This window comes from Leucobacter viscericola (assembly GCF_011299575.1).
Classification (GTDB): domain Bacteria; phylum Actinomycetota; class Actinomycetes; order Actinomycetales; family Microbacteriaceae; genus Leucobacter; species Leucobacter viscericola.
On the sequence record NZ_CP049863.1, the window covers coordinates 3,406,165 to 3,425,468 of the forward strand.

The 19,304-nt window shown below is 60.7% G+C and carries 19 protein-coding genes and 1 tRNA gene; 12 read left to right on the forward strand and 8 right to left on the reverse strand.

Annotation, left to right across the window (positions count from 1 at the left end):
• Window positions 1-191 precede the first annotated feature (191 nt).
• The 6 genes from G7068_RS14910 (at window position 192) to G7068_RS14935 (ending at window position 6,797) form a co-directional block, all read left to right on the forward strand.
• A complete protein-coding gene (locus G7068_RS14910; protein ID WP_166292684.1) occupies window positions 192-1,145 on the forward strand; it encodes a Ppx/GppA phosphatase family protein in 954 nt (317 codons plus the stop codon).
• Between the two features lie 118 nt (window positions 1,146-1,263).
• Window positions 1,264-1,716, forward strand: coding sequence for a hypothetical protein (locus G7068_RS14915; RefSeq protein WP_166292685.1), 453 nt, complete (start codon window positions 1,264-1,266; stop codon window positions 1,714-1,716).
• Window positions 1,717-1,823: 107 nt separating this feature from the next.
• Window positions 1,824-1,895: transfer RNA gene (locus tag G7068_RS14920), tRNA-Gln, on the forward strand.
• 213 nt (window positions 1,896-2,108) lie between these two features.
• Window positions 2,109-4,118, forward strand: a complete 2,010-nt coding sequence (locus tag G7068_RS14925; protein ID WP_244304547.1) for an MDR family MFS transporter — start codon at window positions 2,109-2,111, stop codon at window positions 4,116-4,118.
• A 4-nt stretch (window positions 4,119-4,122) separates the two neighbouring features.
• Entirely contained in the window at window positions 4,123-4,722 is a 600-nt protein-coding gene (locus tag G7068_RS14930) for a TetR/AcrR family transcriptional regulator (protein WP_166292687.1), read from the forward strand.
• Between the two features lie 233 nt (window positions 4,723-4,955).
• Window positions 4,956-6,797 carry a leucine-rich repeat domain-containing protein gene (locus G7068_RS14935; protein WP_166292688.1) on the forward strand — a complete coding sequence of 614 codons (1,842 nt, stop codon included), beginning with the start codon at window positions 4,956-4,958 and terminating at the stop codon, window positions 6,795-6,797.
• On the opposite strand, the gene G7068_RS14940 is transcribed toward G7068_RS14935, so the two are convergent.
• From G7068_RS14940 to G7068_RS14950, 3 genes are all read right to left on the reverse strand, one after another.
• Entirely contained in the window at window positions 6,783-7,721 is a 939-nt protein-coding gene (locus G7068_RS14940; RefSeq protein WP_166292689.1) for a DUF4031 domain-containing protein, read from the reverse strand. The genes G7068_RS14935 and G7068_RS14940 overlap by 15 nt on opposite strands.
• 48 nt (window positions 7,722-7,769) lie before the next feature.
• Window positions 7,770-9,242 carry an amino acid permease gene (locus G7068_RS14945; protein WP_166292690.1) on the reverse strand — a complete coding sequence of 491 codons (1,473 nt, stop codon included), beginning with the start codon at window positions 9,240-9,242 and terminating at the stop codon, window positions 7,770-7,772.
• 134 nt (window positions 9,243-9,376) lie between these two features.
• Window positions 9,377-10,558 carry a DUF7847 domain-containing protein gene (locus G7068_RS14950; protein WP_166292691.1) on the reverse strand — a complete coding sequence of 394 codons (1,182 nt, stop codon included), beginning with the start codon at window positions 10,556-10,558 and terminating at the stop codon, window positions 9,377-9,379.
• 166 nt (window positions 10,559-10,724) lie between these two features.
• Here G7068_RS14950 and G7068_RS14955 point away from each other — a divergent pair, with 166 nt between their 5' ends.
• The 4 genes from G7068_RS14955 to G7068_RS14970 all read left to right on the forward strand — a co-directional run bounded on the left by G7068_RS14955 (window position 10,725) and on the right by G7068_RS14970 (window position 13,386).
• Complete coding sequence (locus tag G7068_RS14955) at window positions 10,725-11,909, forward strand: acetyl-CoA C-acyltransferase (RefSeq protein WP_166292692.1); 1,185 nt, start codon at window positions 10,725-10,727, stop codon at window positions 11,907-11,909.
• Between the two features lie 47 nt (window positions 11,910-11,956).
• The gene (locus tag G7068_RS14960; protein WP_166292693.1) at window positions 11,957-12,319 is read left to right on the forward strand and encodes a cupin domain-containing protein; all 363 of its coding nucleotides are present in this window, start codon (window positions 11,957-11,959) and stop codon (window positions 12,317-12,319) included.
• 81 nt (window positions 12,320-12,400) lie between these two features.
• Window positions 12,401-13,030 carry a TetR/AcrR family transcriptional regulator gene (locus G7068_RS14965; RefSeq protein WP_166292694.1) on the forward strand — a complete coding sequence of 210 codons (630 nt, stop codon included), beginning with the start codon at window positions 12,401-12,403 and terminating at the stop codon, window positions 13,028-13,030.
• A complete protein-coding gene (locus G7068_RS14970) occupies window positions 13,027-13,386 on the forward strand; it encodes a DoxX family protein (RefSeq protein ID WP_166292695.1) in 360 nt (119 codons plus the stop codon). The genes G7068_RS14965 and G7068_RS14970 overlap by 4 nt, the downstream gene beginning before the upstream one ends.
• Window positions 13,387-13,396: 10 nt before the next feature.
• Here G7068_RS14970 and G7068_RS14975 read toward each other — a convergent pair whose 3' ends face one another.
• Genes G7068_RS14975 through G7068_RS14985 form a run of 3 tightly spaced genes read right to left on the reverse strand, consistent with a single transcriptional unit; the run spans window position 13,397 to window position 15,609 of the window.
• Window positions 13,397-14,032, reverse strand: coding sequence for a GyrI-like domain-containing protein (locus tag G7068_RS14975; RefSeq protein ID WP_166292696.1), 636 nt, complete (start codon window positions 14,030-14,032; stop codon window positions 13,397-13,399).
• Window positions 14,032-15,147 (reverse strand): DNA alkylation repair protein, encoded by a 1,116-nt coding sequence (locus G7068_RS14980; RefSeq protein ID WP_166292697.1) that lies wholly within the window; start codon window positions 15,145-15,147, stop codon window positions 14,032-14,034. The genes G7068_RS14975 and G7068_RS14980 overlap by 1 nt, the downstream gene beginning before the upstream one ends.
• 12 nt (window positions 15,148-15,159) lie before the next feature.
• Window positions 15,160-15,609, reverse strand: a complete 450-nt coding sequence (locus G7068_RS14985; RefSeq protein WP_166292698.1) for a YdeI/OmpD-associated family protein — start codon at window positions 15,607-15,609, stop codon at window positions 15,160-15,162.
• 59 nt (window positions 15,610-15,668) lie between these two features.
• Here G7068_RS14985 and G7068_RS14990 point away from each other — a divergent pair, with 59 nt between their 5' ends.
• Both G7068_RS14990 and G7068_RS14995 read left to right on the forward strand, forming a co-directional pair.
• A complete protein-coding gene (locus G7068_RS14990) occupies window positions 15,669-16,316 on the forward strand; it encodes an SOS response-associated peptidase family protein (protein ID WP_166292699.1) in 648 nt (215 codons plus the stop codon).
• A 46-nt stretch (window positions 16,317-16,362) separates the two neighbouring features.
• Window positions 16,363-17,790, forward strand: coding sequence for a dipeptidase (locus G7068_RS14995; protein WP_166292700.1), 1,428 nt, complete (start codon window positions 16,363-16,365; stop codon window positions 17,788-17,790).
• A gap of 90 nt (window positions 17,791-17,880) precedes the next feature.
• Here G7068_RS14995 and mscL read toward each other — a convergent pair whose 3' ends face one another.
• Window positions 17,881-18,270, reverse strand: a complete 390-nt coding sequence (gene mscL / locus G7068_RS15000; protein WP_166292701.1) for a large conductance mechanosensitive channel protein MscL — start codon at window positions 18,268-18,270, stop codon at window positions 17,881-17,883.
• Window positions 18,271-18,305: 35 nt separating this feature from the next.
• Complete coding sequence (locus G7068_RS15005; RefSeq protein WP_166292702.1) at window positions 18,306-19,295, reverse strand: DUF4190 domain-containing protein; 990 nt, start codon at window positions 19,293-19,295, stop codon at window positions 18,306-18,308.
• Window positions 19,296-19,304 lie beyond the last annotated feature (9 nt).

The following is a 19,304-nucleotide window of genomic DNA, read 5'->3' on the forward strand; positions in this document are numbered from 1 at the left end:
CACTTGCGAGGTCTACGACGACCTCACGTGGCTCAGCATACAACTGTGAAAAAAGTTGCCCGAGCCCCTTGATAACGGACGCTTAAACCGGTATTAGGTTGCCGAACAGGCCAGCGATAACACCGATCAAGGGCCAAACCCGCTGCACATCTCTTGTGGGCTGCCGGGGTGCGGGGCAATAGACTTTCCTCATGCGACTCGGAGTGATCGATGTGGGCTCGAATACCGTCCACCTACTTGTGGTTGATGCTCACCCTGGAGCAAGTCCGATCCCGTTCCACTCACAGCGCTCGACCGTGCGGTTGATGCGCTATCTCGACGCGCATGGCGCCATCGTTGAAGAGGGCGTGCAGCTGATCCTCGACGGTGTGAAAGAGTCAGTGCGCACCGCACGCGAGATCGGTGTTGATGATCTGATCTCGACGGCGACGAGTGCCATTCGTGAAGCCTCAAACGGTGACGAGGTGCTCGCGCGAATCACTCGAGAAACCGGTGTGCAACTGCAGGTGCTGTCGGGCGAGGACGAAGCCCGGATCACGATGCTTGCGGTGCGGCGCTGGCTCGGGTGGTCGGCGGGGGAGGTGCTGCTGTTTGATATTGGTGGCGGCTCGTTCGAGATCGCGCAGGGTGCCGACGAGTATCCTGACGTGCAGGTGTCGCTGCCGCTCGGGGCGGGGCGGTCGACGATTAATTTCTTGGTTGAGGATCCGCCACCGTATGAGGCGGTATCGAAACTTCGCGCGCATGCCCGTGCTGAGTTCACCCGAGTGCGTGAAGAGTTCTTTATGGAGCGTCCGCGACCGAAGCGGGTCGTCGGTACCTCGAAGACGATCCGATCACTCGCGAGGCTTGTGGGTGGCCCGCCCGACCCCGTTACGGGCGACCTGGCGCAGCTGCACTACGTGGGGCTGCGGGAGTGGGAGCCGTCGCTGCGGCAGATGCCAGGATCTGTGCGGGAGTTTTTGCCGGGCATCACTCCGGAGCGCGGGTACCAGATTCTCGCCGGCGCCATTGTGCTGCGAACCGCGATGAAGGTGTTTGAGGTAGAAACCCTCAACGTGTCGCCGTGGGCACTGCGCGAGGGGATCGTGCTGCGCTACATTGACGCCCTTGATGGGCGGGGTGCGGAGCCCGTCGAGGGGTAAGGACCGGGGTTTCCCGTGGTGGTAAGCCTCTGGGTTCACCCTCGCTCACAGCCACGACTTTTCCACAGATTTTCGGTTTGCGGCCCGAGCCTGCCTCGAGCCGGGCAATGTGGAAGTCATGACTCAAACACCTCATGTACCTAACCGCGAACGCCCTCTCGTCACCGATGTTGAACTGCATCAGACCCTCGAGTTTCTATTGCAGTGCGCGAACCAGCGCCAAGTGTGGCTCATTATGTTCGGCGAAGACAAGTGCGTGGCCGGTCCACTCATGCCCATGTCGGATTATCCGGTTGATCCCGAAGAGCTTATCGAGGCCGATGACCTCGGCCAGGTGACGTTCTCGCACGCGCTCCTCGTGAGAGCGGGCATGATCTGTGCGATGACTGGCGGGCGTGAACTCGTTTTTGTGTGGGAGCGCCTCGGGTCTCGCGACCTCACCCCTAGTGATGTCGCGTGGGCGCGGGCTGTCGTGCGGGAATCTGAGTCGGGTGAGGTGCCGAGCATTCGGGCTCAGTTCGTACTGCACGATAGGGGACTCCGTCAGCTCAGGCCCGACGATCTTGTCTAGCTGAATGGGCTCGGCGCGCGCGGCCTACCTTGATTTGATGTTCCGGCCTACGTTCTGTAAGCTTGACTCTCGGTGCCAAGCTCCCCGGAGTCTTGGATTTCCGCCATTGGGATATGGTGTAATTGGCAACACTACGGTTTCTGGTACCGTCATTCTAGGTTCGAGTCCTGGTATCCCAGCAAGGTAAGACTCTCGCGGTTCTCATTGAATCCGAGGGTCTTTTTGCGTTTGATGATCCGCTCGGATTTTTCCCAGTTTTGTAGATCTTGCAGTCGTGTAATATTTCAGGTCTGCAAAAATAAATACTGTGCCTTTGAAAGGCTGGAATGTCCTCTACCTCCACCCGAACCGGGTCTACTCCGGTTTCCCAATCCGATACGTCAAAGCCGATCATGACGCACCGTCAGATCCTCCTTGTGATCTACGGCCTTATGGCTGGCATGTTCCTCTCTTCCCTCGATCAGACAATCGTCGGAACCGCAATTCGCACAATCGGCGATGATCTGCACGGTCTCGACCAGCAGGCGTGGGTAACTACCGCCTACCTGATTACCTCGACGATCTCCGTCCCGATCTACGGCAAGCTGTCCGACATCTTCGGACGCCGACCGCTCTTCATCTTTGGTATCTCGGTCTTTATTCTCGGCTCGGTGCTGTCGACGTTCTCAACGTCGATGCTGATGCTCGCTGGATTCCGTGCATTCCAGGGCATCGGTGCTGGCGCGCTGATGTCGCTGCCGCTCGCGATCATGGCCGACATGCTTGCTCCGCGTGAGCGCGCCAAGTACCAGGGCTACTTCTTTGCGGTCTTTGGCGTTTCCTCGCTGATCGGCCCGCTGGTCGGTGGCCTGTTCGCGGGCGCGAACGAAATTCTCTGGATCGCTGGCTGGCGCTGGGTGTTCCTGATCAACCTGCCGATCGGGCTTGTCGCCCTCGGCATGGTGATCGCGTTCTTGCATCTGCCAAAGGTTGGCAAAAAAGATAATCCGCGGATCGACTGGTGGGGTGCGACCGCGGTTATCGTTGCCTTGGTACCTTTGCTGCTGGTTGCCGAGCAGGGGCGTGAGTGGGGTTGGGGTTCTGCAGGCTCGATCGCTTGTTACGTCATCGGTGCTGTCGGTGCGATTGGGTTTGTGCTCATCGAGATCGCGATGAAGGACGACGCGATCATTCCGATTCGCCTGTTCCGTTCCAATACGTTCTCGTGGGCGACCATCATTGGTGTGCTCGTTGGCTTTGGCATGTTCGGTGCCATGATGACGATCCCGCTCTACATGCAGATCGTCGCGGGTCTTACGCCGACCGAGTCTGGCTTTGCCATGTTGCCGATGGTCATTGGACTGATGGCCTCGTCGATGGCGGCGGGTCAGATTACGGCACGCACGGGCAAGTACGGGATCTTCCCGCGCACGGGAACGATCACCACCGCAATTGGCTTCTTCCTCCTGACCTTCGTCTCGGCCAATACCGAGGTGTGGTTCATGATGATCGGCATGTTCGTGGTTGGTCTCGGCCTCGGCCAGCTCATGCAGTCGCTCACCATGGCGAGCCAGAACGCTGTTGAGGCCCCAGACATGGGTGTGGCGACAAGCTCTGCAACCTTCTTCCGCCAGATCGGCGGCACGCTGGGTACCGCGATTATGCTGTCGGTGCTGTTCACGCTGCTCCCGACCAACATCGTTCACAGCATGGGTGACAAGCCAACGCTCACGGCTGGGCTGGACGCAGCGCTCAATCCTGCTGTTGCCGGTGCTGAGCAGAACAAGGGCGTCATGAAGCAGCTCTGGACCCCCATCATTGGGCCCATCCAAGAGGGAATTCAGACGCAGCTTGACGAGGGCGCAACGAAGGCGAAGTCGGCTGCCGATGATGCTGTCACGGAAGCCGTTACCGATGGTGTGAATAAGGCTGTTGCAGCGGGTCAGATTCCCGAGGCTGCCGCTCAGTCTGTGATTGATCAAAAGGTAGCTGAGGCAGCCCCGGCTGCCGAGGCAAAAGCCTTGCAGGCGGTCGCTGACAAGGCTCACGCCACGGTTGTCGGTGATACCGTCTCGGTGGACTGGTCGAACGATGCTCAGCGAAGCCACTGGGTCAAGCAGCTCGCGCCCGACATCGCCGACCAGATCAACGACGGCAGCTCTAATGCCTCGAAGGGATCGAACACGTCTGTCAGTGACACCTCGTTCCTGAACGGTGCAGATTCGGCGCTGACGCGGCCCTTCATGGTCGGGTTCACCCAGGCGATTGATGTGATCTACTGGGTCGGATTTGGGGTTCTGATGCTCGCCTTCGTGCTGAGCTGGTTCTTCAAGGCTCCGCCGTTGCGCACGCGCTCAGCGCTGCAGGAACGCGCGGACCTGGCCGGGGTGACAAACACCGGAACAATTCAGGTACAGAGCTAGCTGGATGAACGACCAGAGCGCAGGGGAGACCTCCGGGCTTCGCGAACGCAAGAAGAGATTGCGACGTGAAGCTCTGCACGAGGCTGCCCTGCGCCTGGTCGAACAGCAGGGGCTCGACGGCACCACCGTCGAGCAAATCTGCGAAGAAGTTGGCGTTTCTGCGCGCACCTTCTTTAACTACTTTCCGTCAAAGACCGCAGCGGCCCTCAACCTGCACGAGCAGATCTTCTCCCCGGAGGCGGCTGCACGATTCCGTGCAGCGACCGGTGAACTCATGCCTGCGATCTGCGAACTCCTCGCCGATTCCATGAGCTCGGGTATCGAGCGTAAACGACTCAAACGACTCATCGCGGATCAGCCACAGCTCGTTACCGATTTCACGCAGTGGATGGGAACGTTCAAGGCCGAATTCCAGGCGCTCGTTGAAGAGCGTGCTGTTTCTCCCGAGATGGCGGATGCCGCGATCATGCTCGCGCTGGCGGCTCTGCGCACCCTCATGCACCAACCGACGGCCGATACGCGCCCGGACGCTGTTCGTCTGCTGGAGACGATGGATCGGTTGATCGATGTGCGCCACACGATGCTGGCTGAGCTCCCCGGCTAAATCGGTCCCTTTCGCCGACTCTGCAGCCGCGCACGCAAGACCACCCCTTCTTCACGTAGGGTTCCCAATAATTTACGGATGATTCTCATATCGTCACGTAGAATTGCCGAAATCTCGCGAACCACTTCAGGTTTTGCAGCATGCTATCTCACAGGTGTATTGCGTTCTGAGTGCGGAACTGTCGTAGGCAGCTCCGGGTGAAGCGCAATGCGTGGAGAGTGAGGGGGGCGTGCGTGAAGCGCGAAAAATTCTTGTTGGGTGCTCTGGGATCAGCCGTGGGCATCGTGTTGGCGACGGGTGGGCTGGTCAGTCCGGCAATGGCGGTGTCGCTTGCCACTGAACCGGACGCGTTGGAGTACGTAATCGGTGAAGAGAGCGCGGCCTGCGTCATTGGTACGAACTCAGACGAGACGGTCACGGTCGCGAGCGCCGGTTCGAATTTGCTCGACGTAACTTTTGATCTCACGCGAGTGCCCGCGGGCGTGAACGCGGTGCGGGTGCCGACGCTCATTGCGAAGGGGTGCAGCAACTGGATTCACACGGTGACCTTTGTGGGATCCCCGGAGATCACCGATCTGGTTGTTGAACCGGACGCTTTCCACCAGAATCTGTGGGGCAATTCACTGGTGTCGGTGGTGTTTCCTGAGGGGGTGGAGAACCTCGACCTGCAGGGTCGTTCCTTCTATCAGTATGCGTGGGGAGTGGATAACGCGCTCACCGAAGTTGTGTTCCCGAGCACCGTGAAGACGATGCACATCGGCGACGGGGCCTTTTCGCAGGGGCGAGTTGACCAATCCGACGGTGACAACACCCTCAAGCGCATCGAGTTTCCGGAGGGCCTGGAGAGTCTCGTCATTGATCAGTACGGTTTTTACCAGATTTCGGGTCAGAACCTGGCGAACACCAACGCGCTTTCTGAGATCAAGTTTCCTTCCACGTTGAAGAATCTTGAGATTGGGTACCGGGCCTTTTCGCAGTGGTCAAACGGGGGACCGAACGCGCTCGAGAGTGTCTACTTTCCTGACGGGCTAGAGCGGCTCATACTCGGAACGGATGCGTTCTACCAGTCGAAGAACGACCAGAATAAGCTCCGTCGCGTCTCGATTCCGGGTGATCTGAAACAACTCACAATTGGCAGTGGTGCGTTCACCTCTCCAACGCTTCCCGTTGTGCTCGAGTTTCGCACGGCAAAGGTGCCGGGGGAGGCGGCATCGTCGGTCGCGCTCTTTCAGCAGATCGTTGCACCGAACGGACGCCTGTTCTGGTGGGGTGACACGTCGCGCACCTCAGAGGTGTGGGGAGGGAACCTTGTCCCGGGCTCAACCAACTACAACATTGCGGGCTACAGGCAACTGGACTTCGAACTCGACGGTGGTCAGCTCGACGAGTTCGCTGGATCAGAGAGCCGGTTCGCGTATCCCGAGGGTGAGGGACATGTCGCCTCCTGGAGCGGCATCGCCGAGTACACGGGTGTCTCACCCGCGTGGCCATTTGGGAGGCACTGGGTGACTCTTCCCGAGCCAACCAAGACCAACCACACCTTCCTCGGTTGGTGCGAGTCCAAGCCCCAGGGGGAGGTCTGCAAAGATTCAAGCGGCGCTACAGCTGACATGCTGACCGCTGCAAGCGAGTACGACCTTGAAGACACCGCGGGGGAGATCCCGGTGCTCTACGCCGTCTGGAGGGCCGCTGTGGTGCCTCCCAAGCTCTCCACCCCAATCGCCCCCGCACTCACGGCCGTAGCCTGCGACGTGGCCCCTGAGGTGGCTATTCCGACTCGGGAGGGTGTGCTCTACGAGCAGCGACGCAAAGGAAAAACCGTCACGGTTACGGCCAAGCCCGCGGATGGCTACGAATTCAAAGCCGGGGCGGTGAGCACGTGGAGTTTTGATGTGACCGTGACACCGTGCAAGAATCCCGTGAAGCCTCCCACCAAGGGAAGCCCAGCTACCGAAACAACGCTTGCCGCCACGGGCGCATCGGGCTCAGAGTTCCCAATTGCTCTATTGGGGATCGCCGCTGGTGTGCTGCTGCTGTCACTGCGTAGAAGGCGGTCTCTACTAGCCACCAGCTAACGCGTCACGGCGCAACTGCTCAATCTCTCGCGTGAGGTTCTGCCGAGCCCGCTCTTCCCACATGTGTTGAGCGGGCTCGGTGCGGTAGATGGCGGGTCGTGCAAGGTATCCCTCGAGGATCCGCGAGCGTCCCATCGCGAAATCCTTTGGGGCGACGTGGCTGTACTCCTCCCGCACCGAAAGGGCATACTCCTCGTAACGTGAGGGGTGTGCGGCGAAGATCGAGAGGTCTGCGTCGAGCAGGTGGGCAAGTGGATCGCCCGGATCCTGAACCGCGTGTGTCGGCGCCGTCGCGGCGATGAACTCACTTACCTGGCTCACGAGCGCGGAGCCAAGGCCAAAGCTGCTGAGCTGCTCGGTCGCGAGATGTGCCGAGTCGAGCTCGTCTGATGCGTTCCCGGCGTACACGGCATCGTGGTACCAGGCTGCGAGCAGAGTGACCTCGGAAATGTTTTCGCCCCGGGTCGACAGCTGGTTTAACGCGAGCAGCACGTCTTCGAGATGGCGTTCGTTGTGATACTTGCGGTGTGGCTCGTTCCAGCGGTCGAGTAGCAGAGCTCCAACGCCGTGCCACTCGGTGTTCGAAGCAACTTCGAGTTGTTCGCTCAGGAGGGCCCACTCGCTGACGAGGTACTGCCGCCGCCGTACGGGTACAACTGCCTGACGGTCTACCTGTCGCACTCGCAACCCGGCACCCTGCAGGCGGTGGACGATGTCCCGTCCGGAAACGGGCAGCGCGCCAAGCTGCACGGCCCGCTCGTGGAGCGACGCCGGAACATCGTAGTGATCGAGATCGAAACCGCGCCGCGGAATATTGAGCCGCGCGGCAAACGCGTGCAGCTCATCGTAGCTCGTGTCAGAGACGAGATGACTCCACAGGGTGCCGTGGGCTGGCCAGGCCGGTGGATCAATAAGAATCGCCATCACCTCAGGCTAGTACGGCCCGAGGTGATGGCGATCCTTATCGAATAATTACTTTGCGGCCTCGACAGCTTCAGCTGCCTCGGCTGCCTTGCGCTTTGCAAGGTTGCGGCGCACGAGCGGCCAGAAGGCCACGAGCACCGCGGTTGCAATGAGGCTCGTCCACACCTGCGTGCGACCGGCTTCCGAGGTCAGCATGACCACAAGGATGGCCGCAATAGCCACAATCAGGAGGATGTTGAGCCACGGGTGCAGCCACATCTTGAGCTTCAGGCCAGCGACCTCTTCGGGGGTCATCTTCTGGCGCAGGCGCATCTGAGTGAGCGCGATGAAGGCGTACACGAACAGCGCGACGAGGCCGGCGGAGTTCATGATGAAGTCGAAGATGCCGGATCCCGGTGTAGCGAAGTTGACGATCGTCGCGATGACGGCGCCGCTGATCGAAGCGAGCAGAGCCATGACTGGAACACCGTTGCGGGCCTTCTTCGCCATGATCTTCGGGGCGAAACCCTGGGTCGCGAGCGAGGAGAACATACGTGACGCGGAGTAGAGCCCCGAGTTGAGCACCGAGATGACCGCGGTGAAGATAACGAGCTGCATCACCATTGCTGCGCCGGGCAGACCGAACAGCGTGAACACGTAGGTAAACGGTGCGGTAGCAACGTTGGTGGGCTCGGGCAGCTCGTCCCAGGGAACGATCGTCACGATGATGAGCACTGCGCCAACGAAGAAGAGCAGGATGCGCCAGATGACGGTTGAGGTTGCCTGACGAATGCCCTTGGCCGGGTTCTCTGACTCAGCGGAAGCCATGACGGCGATCTCGGTGCCAAAGTAGGAGAAGATCACGAGGGCCACGCCAGTGAAGGCGACGCCGAAGCCGTTGGGCGCAAAGCCGCCGTGCTCCCAGAGGTTCTGCACGGAGAAGGTCGACTCAGGCCACAGCCCGAGTGCAAACAGCACGCCGGCACCGAGGAAGACCACGATCGCGAGCACCTTGATGCTCGCGAGCCAGAACTCAACCTCGCCGAACGAGCGCACCGAGACCATGTTGGCCCCGACAAAGATCGCGAGCAAGATGAGTGACCATGCCCACGACGGGACAGCCGCAAACCACGAGTTGAGTGTTTCGCCACCGAGGACTGCCTCGTAGGCGAGCACGCCCACCCAGAAGTACCAGTAGAGCCAGCCGACCAGGTAGGCAGCCCAATCGCCAAGACCAACGCGAGCGTACTCCATGAAGGATCCGATGGCGGGTCTCGCGGCAGCCATTTCACCGAGCATCCGCATTGCCAGGAAGACCAGCAGGCCGCCAATCAAGTACGAGATGATCGCTGCGGGTCCAACCGAGCGGATCACGTTTCCGGATCCAACAAACAAGCTCGCTCCGATGATCCCGCCAAGCGTGATCATGGTGACGTGACGCGACCGAAGCTTCTTGTGTACCACCGCCTTGGTGCCAGCTGATGTCTCGGGGGAAACTGGGTCGGAAAATACGTTGGTGTCGCTGGGGTTAGCGGCGTTCATTAATAATGCTTTCTGCGTAACAAACAGTGGTACGGGTGGGGTCCTGATCTATAGGACCTAGGAAGTTTAGTTGAGGTCTGGCCTCATTAAAAATCGCGCACTTGACTGTCGGCGGAAAGCGAACTGTGGGAGAGCTAGGGCTGTTGCCAGCCCTGCGTCGGGGAGGCCGGTGGTGCTGGCGGCGCAGGTGGAGCCTGTGTTGCCGCGAATGCTGGCGGAGCTGCGACCGGTGTGGCGAATGGGTAAGGCATGTTCTGCGCAGGAACGCCCTGGCTTACGCCGTTTTGCCAGTTCTCGAGGGTGAGGTCAAGACGCTCGGTTTTGCCGCGGGCATCGAGGTAGAGCAGGGTCGAGGCAATTGCCGTGCCGAGTGCTCCAAGCGCGGTGATCGGAGTCGTTATGACATCGCCCAGCACGCTTGCCAACGAGAAATCGTAAGTAGATAGAGGGCTAGCCGACATAGGGGCGAGCGACTCGAATCCGCTAAAAAACACCAGGGCCATGAGCAGCCCGATGAGGCCTGTTGCGGCGGTAAATGCCAGTGAGACGACAAAGAGTGTGCCGAAGGTTCGCCAGACTCGCCCCTTGGTGAGCTGCCACGAGCGCGAAACCGCAGCCATTATCGTGGCGCCCTCAAAGACCATCACGCTCGGAACAAACGTGAGTTTTGTGAAAAACCAGATGAGAAAGACGAACCCTGCGATGACAACTGCGGCGAGAATCAGGCCGATGAGTAGAGCGGCAGGCCCACCCGCTGCGATCGTAAACAAGACGCCAAAAATCATTGCGAAGATAAATACGACTATTCCTAGGCCAAAACCGACGATCAGGCCCATAAGAAGCGAGTAACCCAGGATGCGCCACATGACGCGACTGATGCCAGTCCAGATCTGCCGTGCGCTGGGACGGTGGCCCAGGAAACGGGAACGTATGTTTTCGGCGGCAAAAGCGGGCACAAACGCTGCGGTAACGAGAACTACGAACAAGTAGATAAGAATCGCGAGAAATCCGAGCAGGCCGAACCCGACCATTGAAAGTGGGTTTCGGGCCTCAAACCCGGTGCCAGACGTTGACCCGAGCATTGAGATGTTCATGAGCTGGTTGGTAATGACGGTCGCAGCTGCCGGTACGAGAACAGCCCAAATGAGCAGAACGGAGGCTTGTCGCCAGGGCATGGAAAATGCTGGCGAGAGTATCTCTGAAAACAAAGAAAGCTTGCGAATTGCGACACCCTGCTGGCCAGGCCAGTCGTCGGAGTTCTTTGGAGGAACCGGGGCTCCGTAAGGGTGTGCGTTGCCGGGTAGCGGGCTACTCATGGTAAAAGCTTTCGTTAGTTATTTCTGCGGGGCTTGCTGTGGTGAAGATTTCCAAATAATGAGACTACTTCCTAGCTGACCCCACAACAAAACCATCGCGTAATCTGTAGGTATCGAACTTCGCGGCTGGCAGCAGCCGTGAGCCGTGCCCCCGAAAGGATTCACCGTGGAAGAGACCGTCATTGTTGCTGGTGCCCGCACGCCGATCGGCAAGCTTTTGGGAGGCCTCGCTTCCGTGGCGGCCCCCGAACTGGGTGCTCACGCGATTCGCGAAGCGCTCGCGCGAGCGGGAGTATCCGCGGCGGACGTCGAGGAAGTGCTCATGGGTAACGTGGTGCAGGCTGGAGTCGGCCCAAACCCGGCCCGACAGGCGGCACTCTCCGCTGGAATCGGACTGAGCACCCCTGCGGCGACGCTGAACAAGCTCTGCCCATCGGGGCTCGCAACCATCACCGCGCTTGATCGCTCGATCCGACTTGGCGAGCGTCGTGTCGCTGTTGCGGGTGGTTTTGAGTCCATGACACAGGCCCCGCATCTCGTGCGGGGCGCTCGCGCCGGGTTCAGCTACGGTGATGGCGCCTTTGAAGATGCGCTCAACCGAGACGCCCTGTTCTGTGCCATCGACCACTGCATTATGGGGGAGGGGACCGAGAAGCATCAGGAGCCCTACGGCCTGAGCCGCGAAGAACTCGACAGCTTTTCTGCCGAGTCGCACCACCGGGCTGCTGCTGCACGTGAGGCGGGGTACCTCGCTGAAGAGATCGTGCCGATCGAAGTGCCGGGCCGCCGCGGTGCGGTCACGGTGGCCGACGACGAGGGGATCCGGGAGGGAACTACCGCTGAGTCGCTCGCGCGGCTGCGGCCTGCGTTTGCGAAGAACGGGATCATCACGGCGGGTTCGTCGTCACAACTTTCCGATGGCGGGTGCGCACTCGTGCTCATGTCGCGAGCGGAGGCCGACCGGCGGGGACTGCCCTGGCTCGCCAGAGTGCTGGGCGGATCCGCGGTTGCGGGCCCGGACACCTCCCTGCTGCTGCAGCCCGCCCGTGCGATTGAGGCGGCGTGTGCTGCCGCGGGAGTCTCAGTTGCTGACCTTGACCTGCTCGAAATGAACGAAGCGTTCGCCGGCGTCACGCTGCTGTCTGCTCGAGAACTCAATGTTGACCTTGACCGGGTCAATGTCAACGGCGGTGCTATCGCGCTGGGGCATCCCGTCGGCATGAGCGGGGCTCGCATCGTGCTCACACTCGCCATGGAGCTCCGCCGCAGAGGCGGGGGGATCGGCGCGGCCGGACTCTGCGGGGGCGGCGGTCAGGGTGACGCGCTTGTCATAGAGGTGCCCGCGGGCTGAGCTTGCGCGGCAGATAGCCGCGGGGCCAACGTGGCTAAGATCGATCCATGCCCAACAGTGTCGTGGATCTCCAAGCCAAGCTAGACCTCTTCTCCGAGCACTGGTCGCCCAAGCGCGTCGCGCAGCTCAATGATTATGACATTAAGGTCGTCAAGCTGCAGGGTGAGTTTGTGTGGCACAGCCACGATGACACTGACGAGCTGTTCCTTGTAATCGCGGGACAGCTCACCATCCAGCTTCGGGACCGCGACGTGCATCTCGGCCCGGGGCAACTGTACGTCGTGCCTAAGGGTGTCGAGCACTGCCCGCGCGCCGATGAAGAAGTGCACGCCCTGCTGATGGAGCCCGCGGGGGTCGTCAACACCGGCGACGCGGGTGGTGAGCTCACCGCGACTGTCGAAGATATCTAGCGGGTGGGCGGGTGGACAAGGGGCAGAAAATGCATCATAATGAACATGTTCAGTGAACATGTTCATTATGATGAGGATCAGATGCCCACCACTAGAGATGCCTTGCGACGCGGCACCCGAGCTGGGGTACTCACCGTAGCAACCGAACTTTTTCGGGATCGTGGGTTTGAAGCCACGACAATTCGCGATATCGCTGAGCTGGCCCAGGTCAGCGTTGGAACGGTGATGTCGGTCGGCGACAAGAGCGCACTCCTTGTACAGATTTTTGACGAGGGTATCGAGCGCCTCCACGTTCAAAGAGACGCGAGCCATTTGGTAGAAACTCGGGGCTCAACCGGTAGCTGCGCGGAAAGCGTGTTCGAACTATTGCAGCCGTTCGTGCGGTTATTTGCAGGGCAAGCCGACCTCGCGCGCAGTTATGCATCAATTTTGGTCGCCGGTAAACACTCGTCGAAGGTGTTTGCCGAGCTCGCGACAGTGCTCAGACAAGAGATACAAACAGTGGTTTCTTGTCAACACGGTGGGTGCGCATCGGATCCCGAAGCTCGCGCGGTGGCGATTTACTTCGCCTACATCGGCATGCTCTTCACCTGGTCAGCCGACGGTAGTGTCGCCGGAGACGTGGCGAGCCCGAGTGAGGCTGCGGGGCTTAGCGATCTCCTGAGAACCACGCTCGCAGAGTCTTGTACCTGTAAGGAGGAGACGCGATGATCCTGCTCGCACAATCTTGGTGGATACCCGCTGCGCTCGCTTTCATATTGTTCGCCGACGCCATCATCTCGATTCGACCCCCGGCGTTTATTCGTGCGTGTCTCGACGGAGTCAAACTTCCTCGTGAGTGGTGGTGGATGCTCATCGTCATCAAGCTTCTCGGGACGGCCGGATTGATCGTGGGGATATGGGTTCCCGGCATTGGGTTTGCCGCTAACACCGGTGTGATTGTGTATTTCGTGTGTGCCGCGATCGCTCATTTGCGTGCGAAGTTCTTAAAGCAGGAGTTTTGGGTCAACTGCCTCGGCATGCTTCTGCTTTCGATTCTCGCGCTCGTTTTTTCGTATCTTGTTTAGCGCGGGTGATCTACATCGCAGCGACAGGCTGGCGCAGGATCGTGCGCAGCTTTTCAGGGGCGACCTTGCGCGGGTCGCCGAGATAGATCTCGTGGTGTTTGCCCGTCATGCGGAGGCTGTTGTCGGGGATGAACCGAGTGTGCATCTGCTCGAGCAGGGGAGCCTCGTCGTCGTATGACCCCACGTGCAGGGTCTGCACGCACTGGCCCTCGGTGAGGGTTTCGAGTCGCACCTCATCGAGTCGTGCGGGGCCGTCTTTCGCCGCAACCTGATCTCGTGCCGCGGCAAACATTGCCGCGTCGATCCAATCCGGCACCATGATCATCATCGTCCAGTCCCACTGCGACTTGTCGCGCCCGGCGGTAAACGAGTTCATGTCGTCAGCCCACCACAGTCCCTCAAGCGGCATCACGACGTAGTCGCGCCCCAGCTCGCGTTTGCTGGCGAACTTTAACTTGTAGGCGAGCGGGTAGAGCGCTTCTAGCGCGGCAGCGTACTCGGGCGCGGTGTTCGGATCGCCGTGCCCGTCGATCATGAGGAACTGCATCGCTGGCACATCTAGCACCCGAAACTGGCCACGCTTCGCCTGGTAGGCGTCCAGCTCCTTTTTGAAGTCGACTTTCGCTGCCTGTGCTGACGCGGTCATCACTTCTCCTCTGAGGTTTCGTCTGTGATGGTAAATTCTGCGCGCTCGTGCGGCACCCCGTTGACCTGAAGCGCGATTGCATAGTTACCCGGGTAGTACTTGCGAGTGGTGATCGCCTTAAAGGAGTGCCCCGTCTCCAGCCGCGTTGACTCGCCCGGTTTCAGCTCGCGCTGCGTGATCTTAAACACCTTTGAACGCTCGCGGCCGCGCGAATCGGGGAACGACAGCACGTAATCGATGACAAGGTTTGCCGGGTCATCACCCGTGTTTGTCACCTCCGCCCCGAAGCGCACCGCGCCACCAGGCGGTACAGCAGTGGCCGAGAGGTGGATCGGGGAGACTCGCACCTGCGCGGGCGGAAAACCGAGCAGCGCAAGCGCCCCCACATCGCCGCGCTTCACGAGGGTGCGGAGTGCGTGTCGAGAGGTTCGTTCGACGTGGGTTCCGCCCTGATCCTGCCAGCCTCGCACGAGTGAGACGGTGAATTCGGGGTGAGCGCGACTGTGGTCGTTCAGGTGGTTCGCGACGGATCTACGCACCGACTCTTCGGGGTCGTCGTATAGTGCGTCGAGGATCGGCCGGGTCGGCGCGGGATCTTGAACCAAGAGGGGCAACCGCTCGCCCCAGGGCAGCAGTGGTCTACTGCCCTCGGAAGCGAGTCGCCGAACGTGCCAGTTGGGGTCGTTTGACCACTCGCGCATGTGACTGATGCCGCGCTCAAGGTCGTGGAGCAGAAGGGGGCGAATCGCAAATTCCGAGGTCATTCGCGGGGTGAGCTCGCGCATCAAATCCATGCCGTTGTCGAACGCCGCCGTGGATCCTGCGCCAACCGCGCTCCACGAAGCGGCGAGCCCCACGGGCCACAGCACCCAGCCTTCGAACTCGTCGTTCTGCAGTGCCGAGCGCACGACGCGCGAGAGGTGATCCCGGTCGTCGCTCACGTCTCTCAGGATCGCTCGCGCAACGGCTCTGGCGCGCTCACTGAGTGTCAGCGATTCGAGCTGACTTGCCGCTTGTCGCGTCGTGGCAAAGGAGCTGCCGGGATCGGCGGCCACCAGCATCTCCGCGAGCTGGGTAACGCTGCGCTCTCCAAGAAGCTCATCTGTCATCGACACAGTCGTCTCCGTCTACTGAAGTGAATCGCGGATCATTGCGACAGTGGACTCAATGCGGCGCAGTCGTGTCTCAGGTTTTTTGGCTTCTTCAACCGCCCGAACGTGCTCCTTGCGGTGCGTGTAAGGAAGTGCGTCAAACGCCGCGCGCACCTTTGCGTCGGCATCGAGCGCCGCCGCAAGGTCTGCGGGAACCTCAACCTCGCGAGGAGCCTCGTCCAGTGCAATGACGGCGCTAATTGCGTCACCAATATCGACGCCGAGCTCTGCCCGGGCCGCCTTCGACAGACCGATGAGATTTTTGCCGCCCATGACTCCGAGCCGAAGCCGGGCGGTCTTCTCGCCGATCGTCACGATCACAGCTGCTCGTTTGCCACCCGCGAGTTCTGCAACCTGCTCGTCACTGAGCTCAATCGCGGTTGCCGGCCCGTGCGGTTCAAGGGTGGTCTGAATCTGAATGCTCATGCAAAACATGCTACTCGGCACCTCCGACAAAGCGGGAGCGCACAGCGTAGGCTTGCCGCATGTGCGCGACTTACGGACTTGGCGGAGGACCGCACGAGTTGGGCCTCACCTTCGACCTGCCGCCAATGCACGAACCCGAGAGTCGCGAACTCCTCGCTCAGTGGGCGCGCGAGCACCGCAGCAAAGCTGCCATCACCGGGCGCCACGCGAAGAACCTCAACCCGCTGATCCATGAGGGATACGGGAAGCGCACGGTTGAACTTGGCTGGTGGTGGCTGCACGTTGGAGCGGAGCCAGCGCCCTTCAGTGCGTTCAATTCCCGTGACGATAACCTGCTTGCGAAATGGCGCGACCCACTGCAGCGGCGCGCGATCCTGCCCGCCCACTGGTACGTCGAAAAAGGACGCACGTTTGCGATGCCAGATGATGAGTTGTTCGGGATCGCCGCGATTGTGACGCCGGTTGCCCAAGCAGACGGTCAGTCGCTCATGACGTACTCAATGGTGACCCGTGCCTCGCTCGCTCGTGCGGCCGACGTGCACCCGCGAATGCCGTTGCTGCTGCCGCGTGAGATGCACGACACCTGGTTAAACCCGACCCAACCCGGGGACGCGGCGCTCGTCGCCGAGGCCGTTCGTGCCTCCGACGATTTTGCGGCCGAAGTGGTGATTATTTCTGACCCCGATTCCGGGGCGACGCTAGTCTAAAGAGGACGCCCGAGACCGGGTAAAACACGCAGATGGAGATGCAGCAATGAGTCAACAAAATGAGCAGAGTGCGATCGAAGCAGGGGTTCGAGATCAGGTCGTTGCGCAGTTTGAGCGCACGATTGACGATCTCTGTGCGCTAGTACGCATCCCTTCTGTGTCGTGGCCCGCATTTGATCAGGCTCACGTGGCAGAGAGTGCGCAGGCCATTGCTGGAATGCTGCGCGAAACGAACATCTTTGACGTTGTTGACGTGCGCCAGGCCCCGATTGAGGGGCAAGAAAACGCAGCAGACCCAGAGCTCGGTCACCCCGCGGTCATCGCGCGGCGCGAGGCTCGTAACGGTCGCCCCACCGTGCTGCTCTACGCCCACCACGACGTGCAGCCTCCCGGCAAAGACGAGGACTGGCAAACACCGCCCTTCGAGCCGACGCTTCGTGATGGCCGCCTCTACGGACGCGGTGCCGCCGATGACAAGGCAGGAGTCATGTCTCACGTGGGGGCGATCCGCTCGCTCGCAGACGCGCTTACCGCACTCGGTGAGGATCTGGATCTCGGCATCGCGCTCTTCATCGAGGGTGAAGAGGAGTGGGCTTCGCAGTCCTTCGGCAACTTCCTGCGCGAGAACCGCGAGCTGCTGGCAGCCGACGCGATTATCGTTGCTGACTCAGGCAACTGGGATCTGAACACCCCGGCGCTGACGGTGGCGCTGCGCGGAGCGGTCGCGTTCAACCTGAAGATTGAGACCCTTGATCGTGCTTCGCACTCGGGCATGTTCGGGGGAGCGGTTCCCGACGCGATGCTCGCGACCGTGCGTCTGCTCGACACGTTGTGGGACGCCGATGGTGCTGTTGCGGTTGAGGGATTGCGCGACGCGGATCTCGCGGTTCCCGAGTACAGCGAGGCGCGGTTGCGCGAAGAAACCGGACTGCTTGACGGCGTCTCTCCGATCGGCACGGGCGACATTTTGTCGAGGATCTGGGCGAAGCCCTCGATTTCGGTCACGGGCATTGATGCGCCGGATATTGCAAACGCCTCGAACACACTGATCCCGAGTACCCGCGTGCGCATCAGCGCGAGGATTGCCCCGGGGCAGGATCCTGCCGAGGCGTTTGAGGCGTTTAAGCGTCACCTGCAAGCCCGCGCTCCGTTCGGTGCCAAGCTCACGTTCGAAGACGGTGATTTTGGTCAGGCCTTCCAGGTCGATACCTCGGGCTGGGCCGTTGCAGAGGTTCGTCAGGCGATGGCGGATGCGTGGGAGCGGGAACCCGTCGACATCGGGGTTGGTGGATCCATCCCCTTCATCGCAGAGCTGGTCGAGGAGTTCCCCGGCGCCGAGATTTTGGTCACCGGCGTCGAGGACCCCGACGGGCGCGCGCACAGCCCGAACGAGTCGCTCCACATGGAGACCTTCCGCAAGTCGATGCTCACCGAAGCGTTGTTCCTTGCGCGCCTGAACCAGCGCACGCGCTGAGTGATGAGGCACCACCCCAAATAACAAACGAGCCGCAGGATCTACGTGGTAGATCCTGCGGCTCGTTTGTTTTGCGGAAGACGGTGAGATTTACTGCTTGGTCGTTGTGGCCTGAGCCTGCAGCAGATCGCGGATCTCGGTGAGGAGTTCCTGTTCTGTCGGCACGCCCGGCTCTTCTGCGGTCGGTTTGCGCAGCCGGTTCATTGGCATCACAAACACGAAGTACACAACCGCAGCGACAATCGCGAAGTTGATGATTGCTCCGATGAGTGCACCAAACGCGATCTCGCCGCCGCCGGGCAGCCCCACGATCATCGCGCCGTCCAGTGAGTCGGCCTTAAAGAACATCCCGATAATCGGGTTGATCAGTGTGTCGACGACCTTCTGAACGACCGTGTTGAACGCGGCGCCGATAACCACGGCGACGGCCAAATCGATCACGTTCCCGCGAAGCAGAAACTCTTTGAACCCCTTAAACATGTGTTCTCCCTTACATCATGTCGCGTGGATTCATGTTACATGCAGGCCATCGAATCTTCGATCATCGCGCTGCTGAAGTCCTTGGTAACTGACTCCAGATCGGGGTTTGACGCCGCAGCGGCAGGATCCGACATGTAGGTGTACATCTTCTTGTAGACCTCCTGGTTCGGGCTGGAGATCTCCGACAGCGTCTTGTAGGCCGCGACCAGGTTCGCGCTGAACTCGCTCGCCGACATCGACGAACCGCTGGCCTTCACAACCCCATCGAGAGCTGCACAGAACTCGGGGGAGTGATCCCCGCTCGCGGAAGAGCTGCTGCTTGAGTCGTCAGAGGAATCGCTGGACGACGAATCATCGCCGTAGCTTGGCAGATCCTCGGTAGCCGAGTTGAGCTCTTCAGACGACTTCTGCAGGTCGTCCGACAACTTGTTCAGGCTGTCGCTGGCGGAGTTGATAATCACGAGCGAGAGGATCAGCACCACGGCGGACGCGAGAACCGCAACGCCACCGGTGATCAGACCGGTGATCGACATGCCCTTGGACTGGGCCTTCTTGAGTGCGAGAATGCCGAGCACCACGGCGGCGATACCGCCGAGGATGCCGATAAAAGGAATCAAGAACAGCACCAGGCTGGCGATACCAACGATGAGTGCGGAGATAGCAAGACCCTTGGTCTGCGTCGGCTGGGGCACACCCTGGTAACCGGGGTATCCGCCGGGTGCAACGGGAGGCGCCGGAGGCTGACCTGCGCCGGGGTATGCGCCCGGCTGCGTGCCCTGGGGTGGCTGAACCGTCATCGCGGGCTGAAGCGGCTGAGTCGGCTGTGTTGGCTGAGCCGGCTGCTGCGGCTGTGCCGGCGGGAAAGACTGGGCCGGTGGGAACTGCTCTGCCGAAGGAAACTCCTGTGTCGGCTGTGCAGGGGCAGCTGGCTGCTGCGGCTGAGCAGGCTGCTCAGGAACAATTGGCTGCTCAGGAACAGCTGGCTGCTCCGGGTTTGAGCCTTCGGGTGTGTTTGGATCCGACATGAGCTGTTT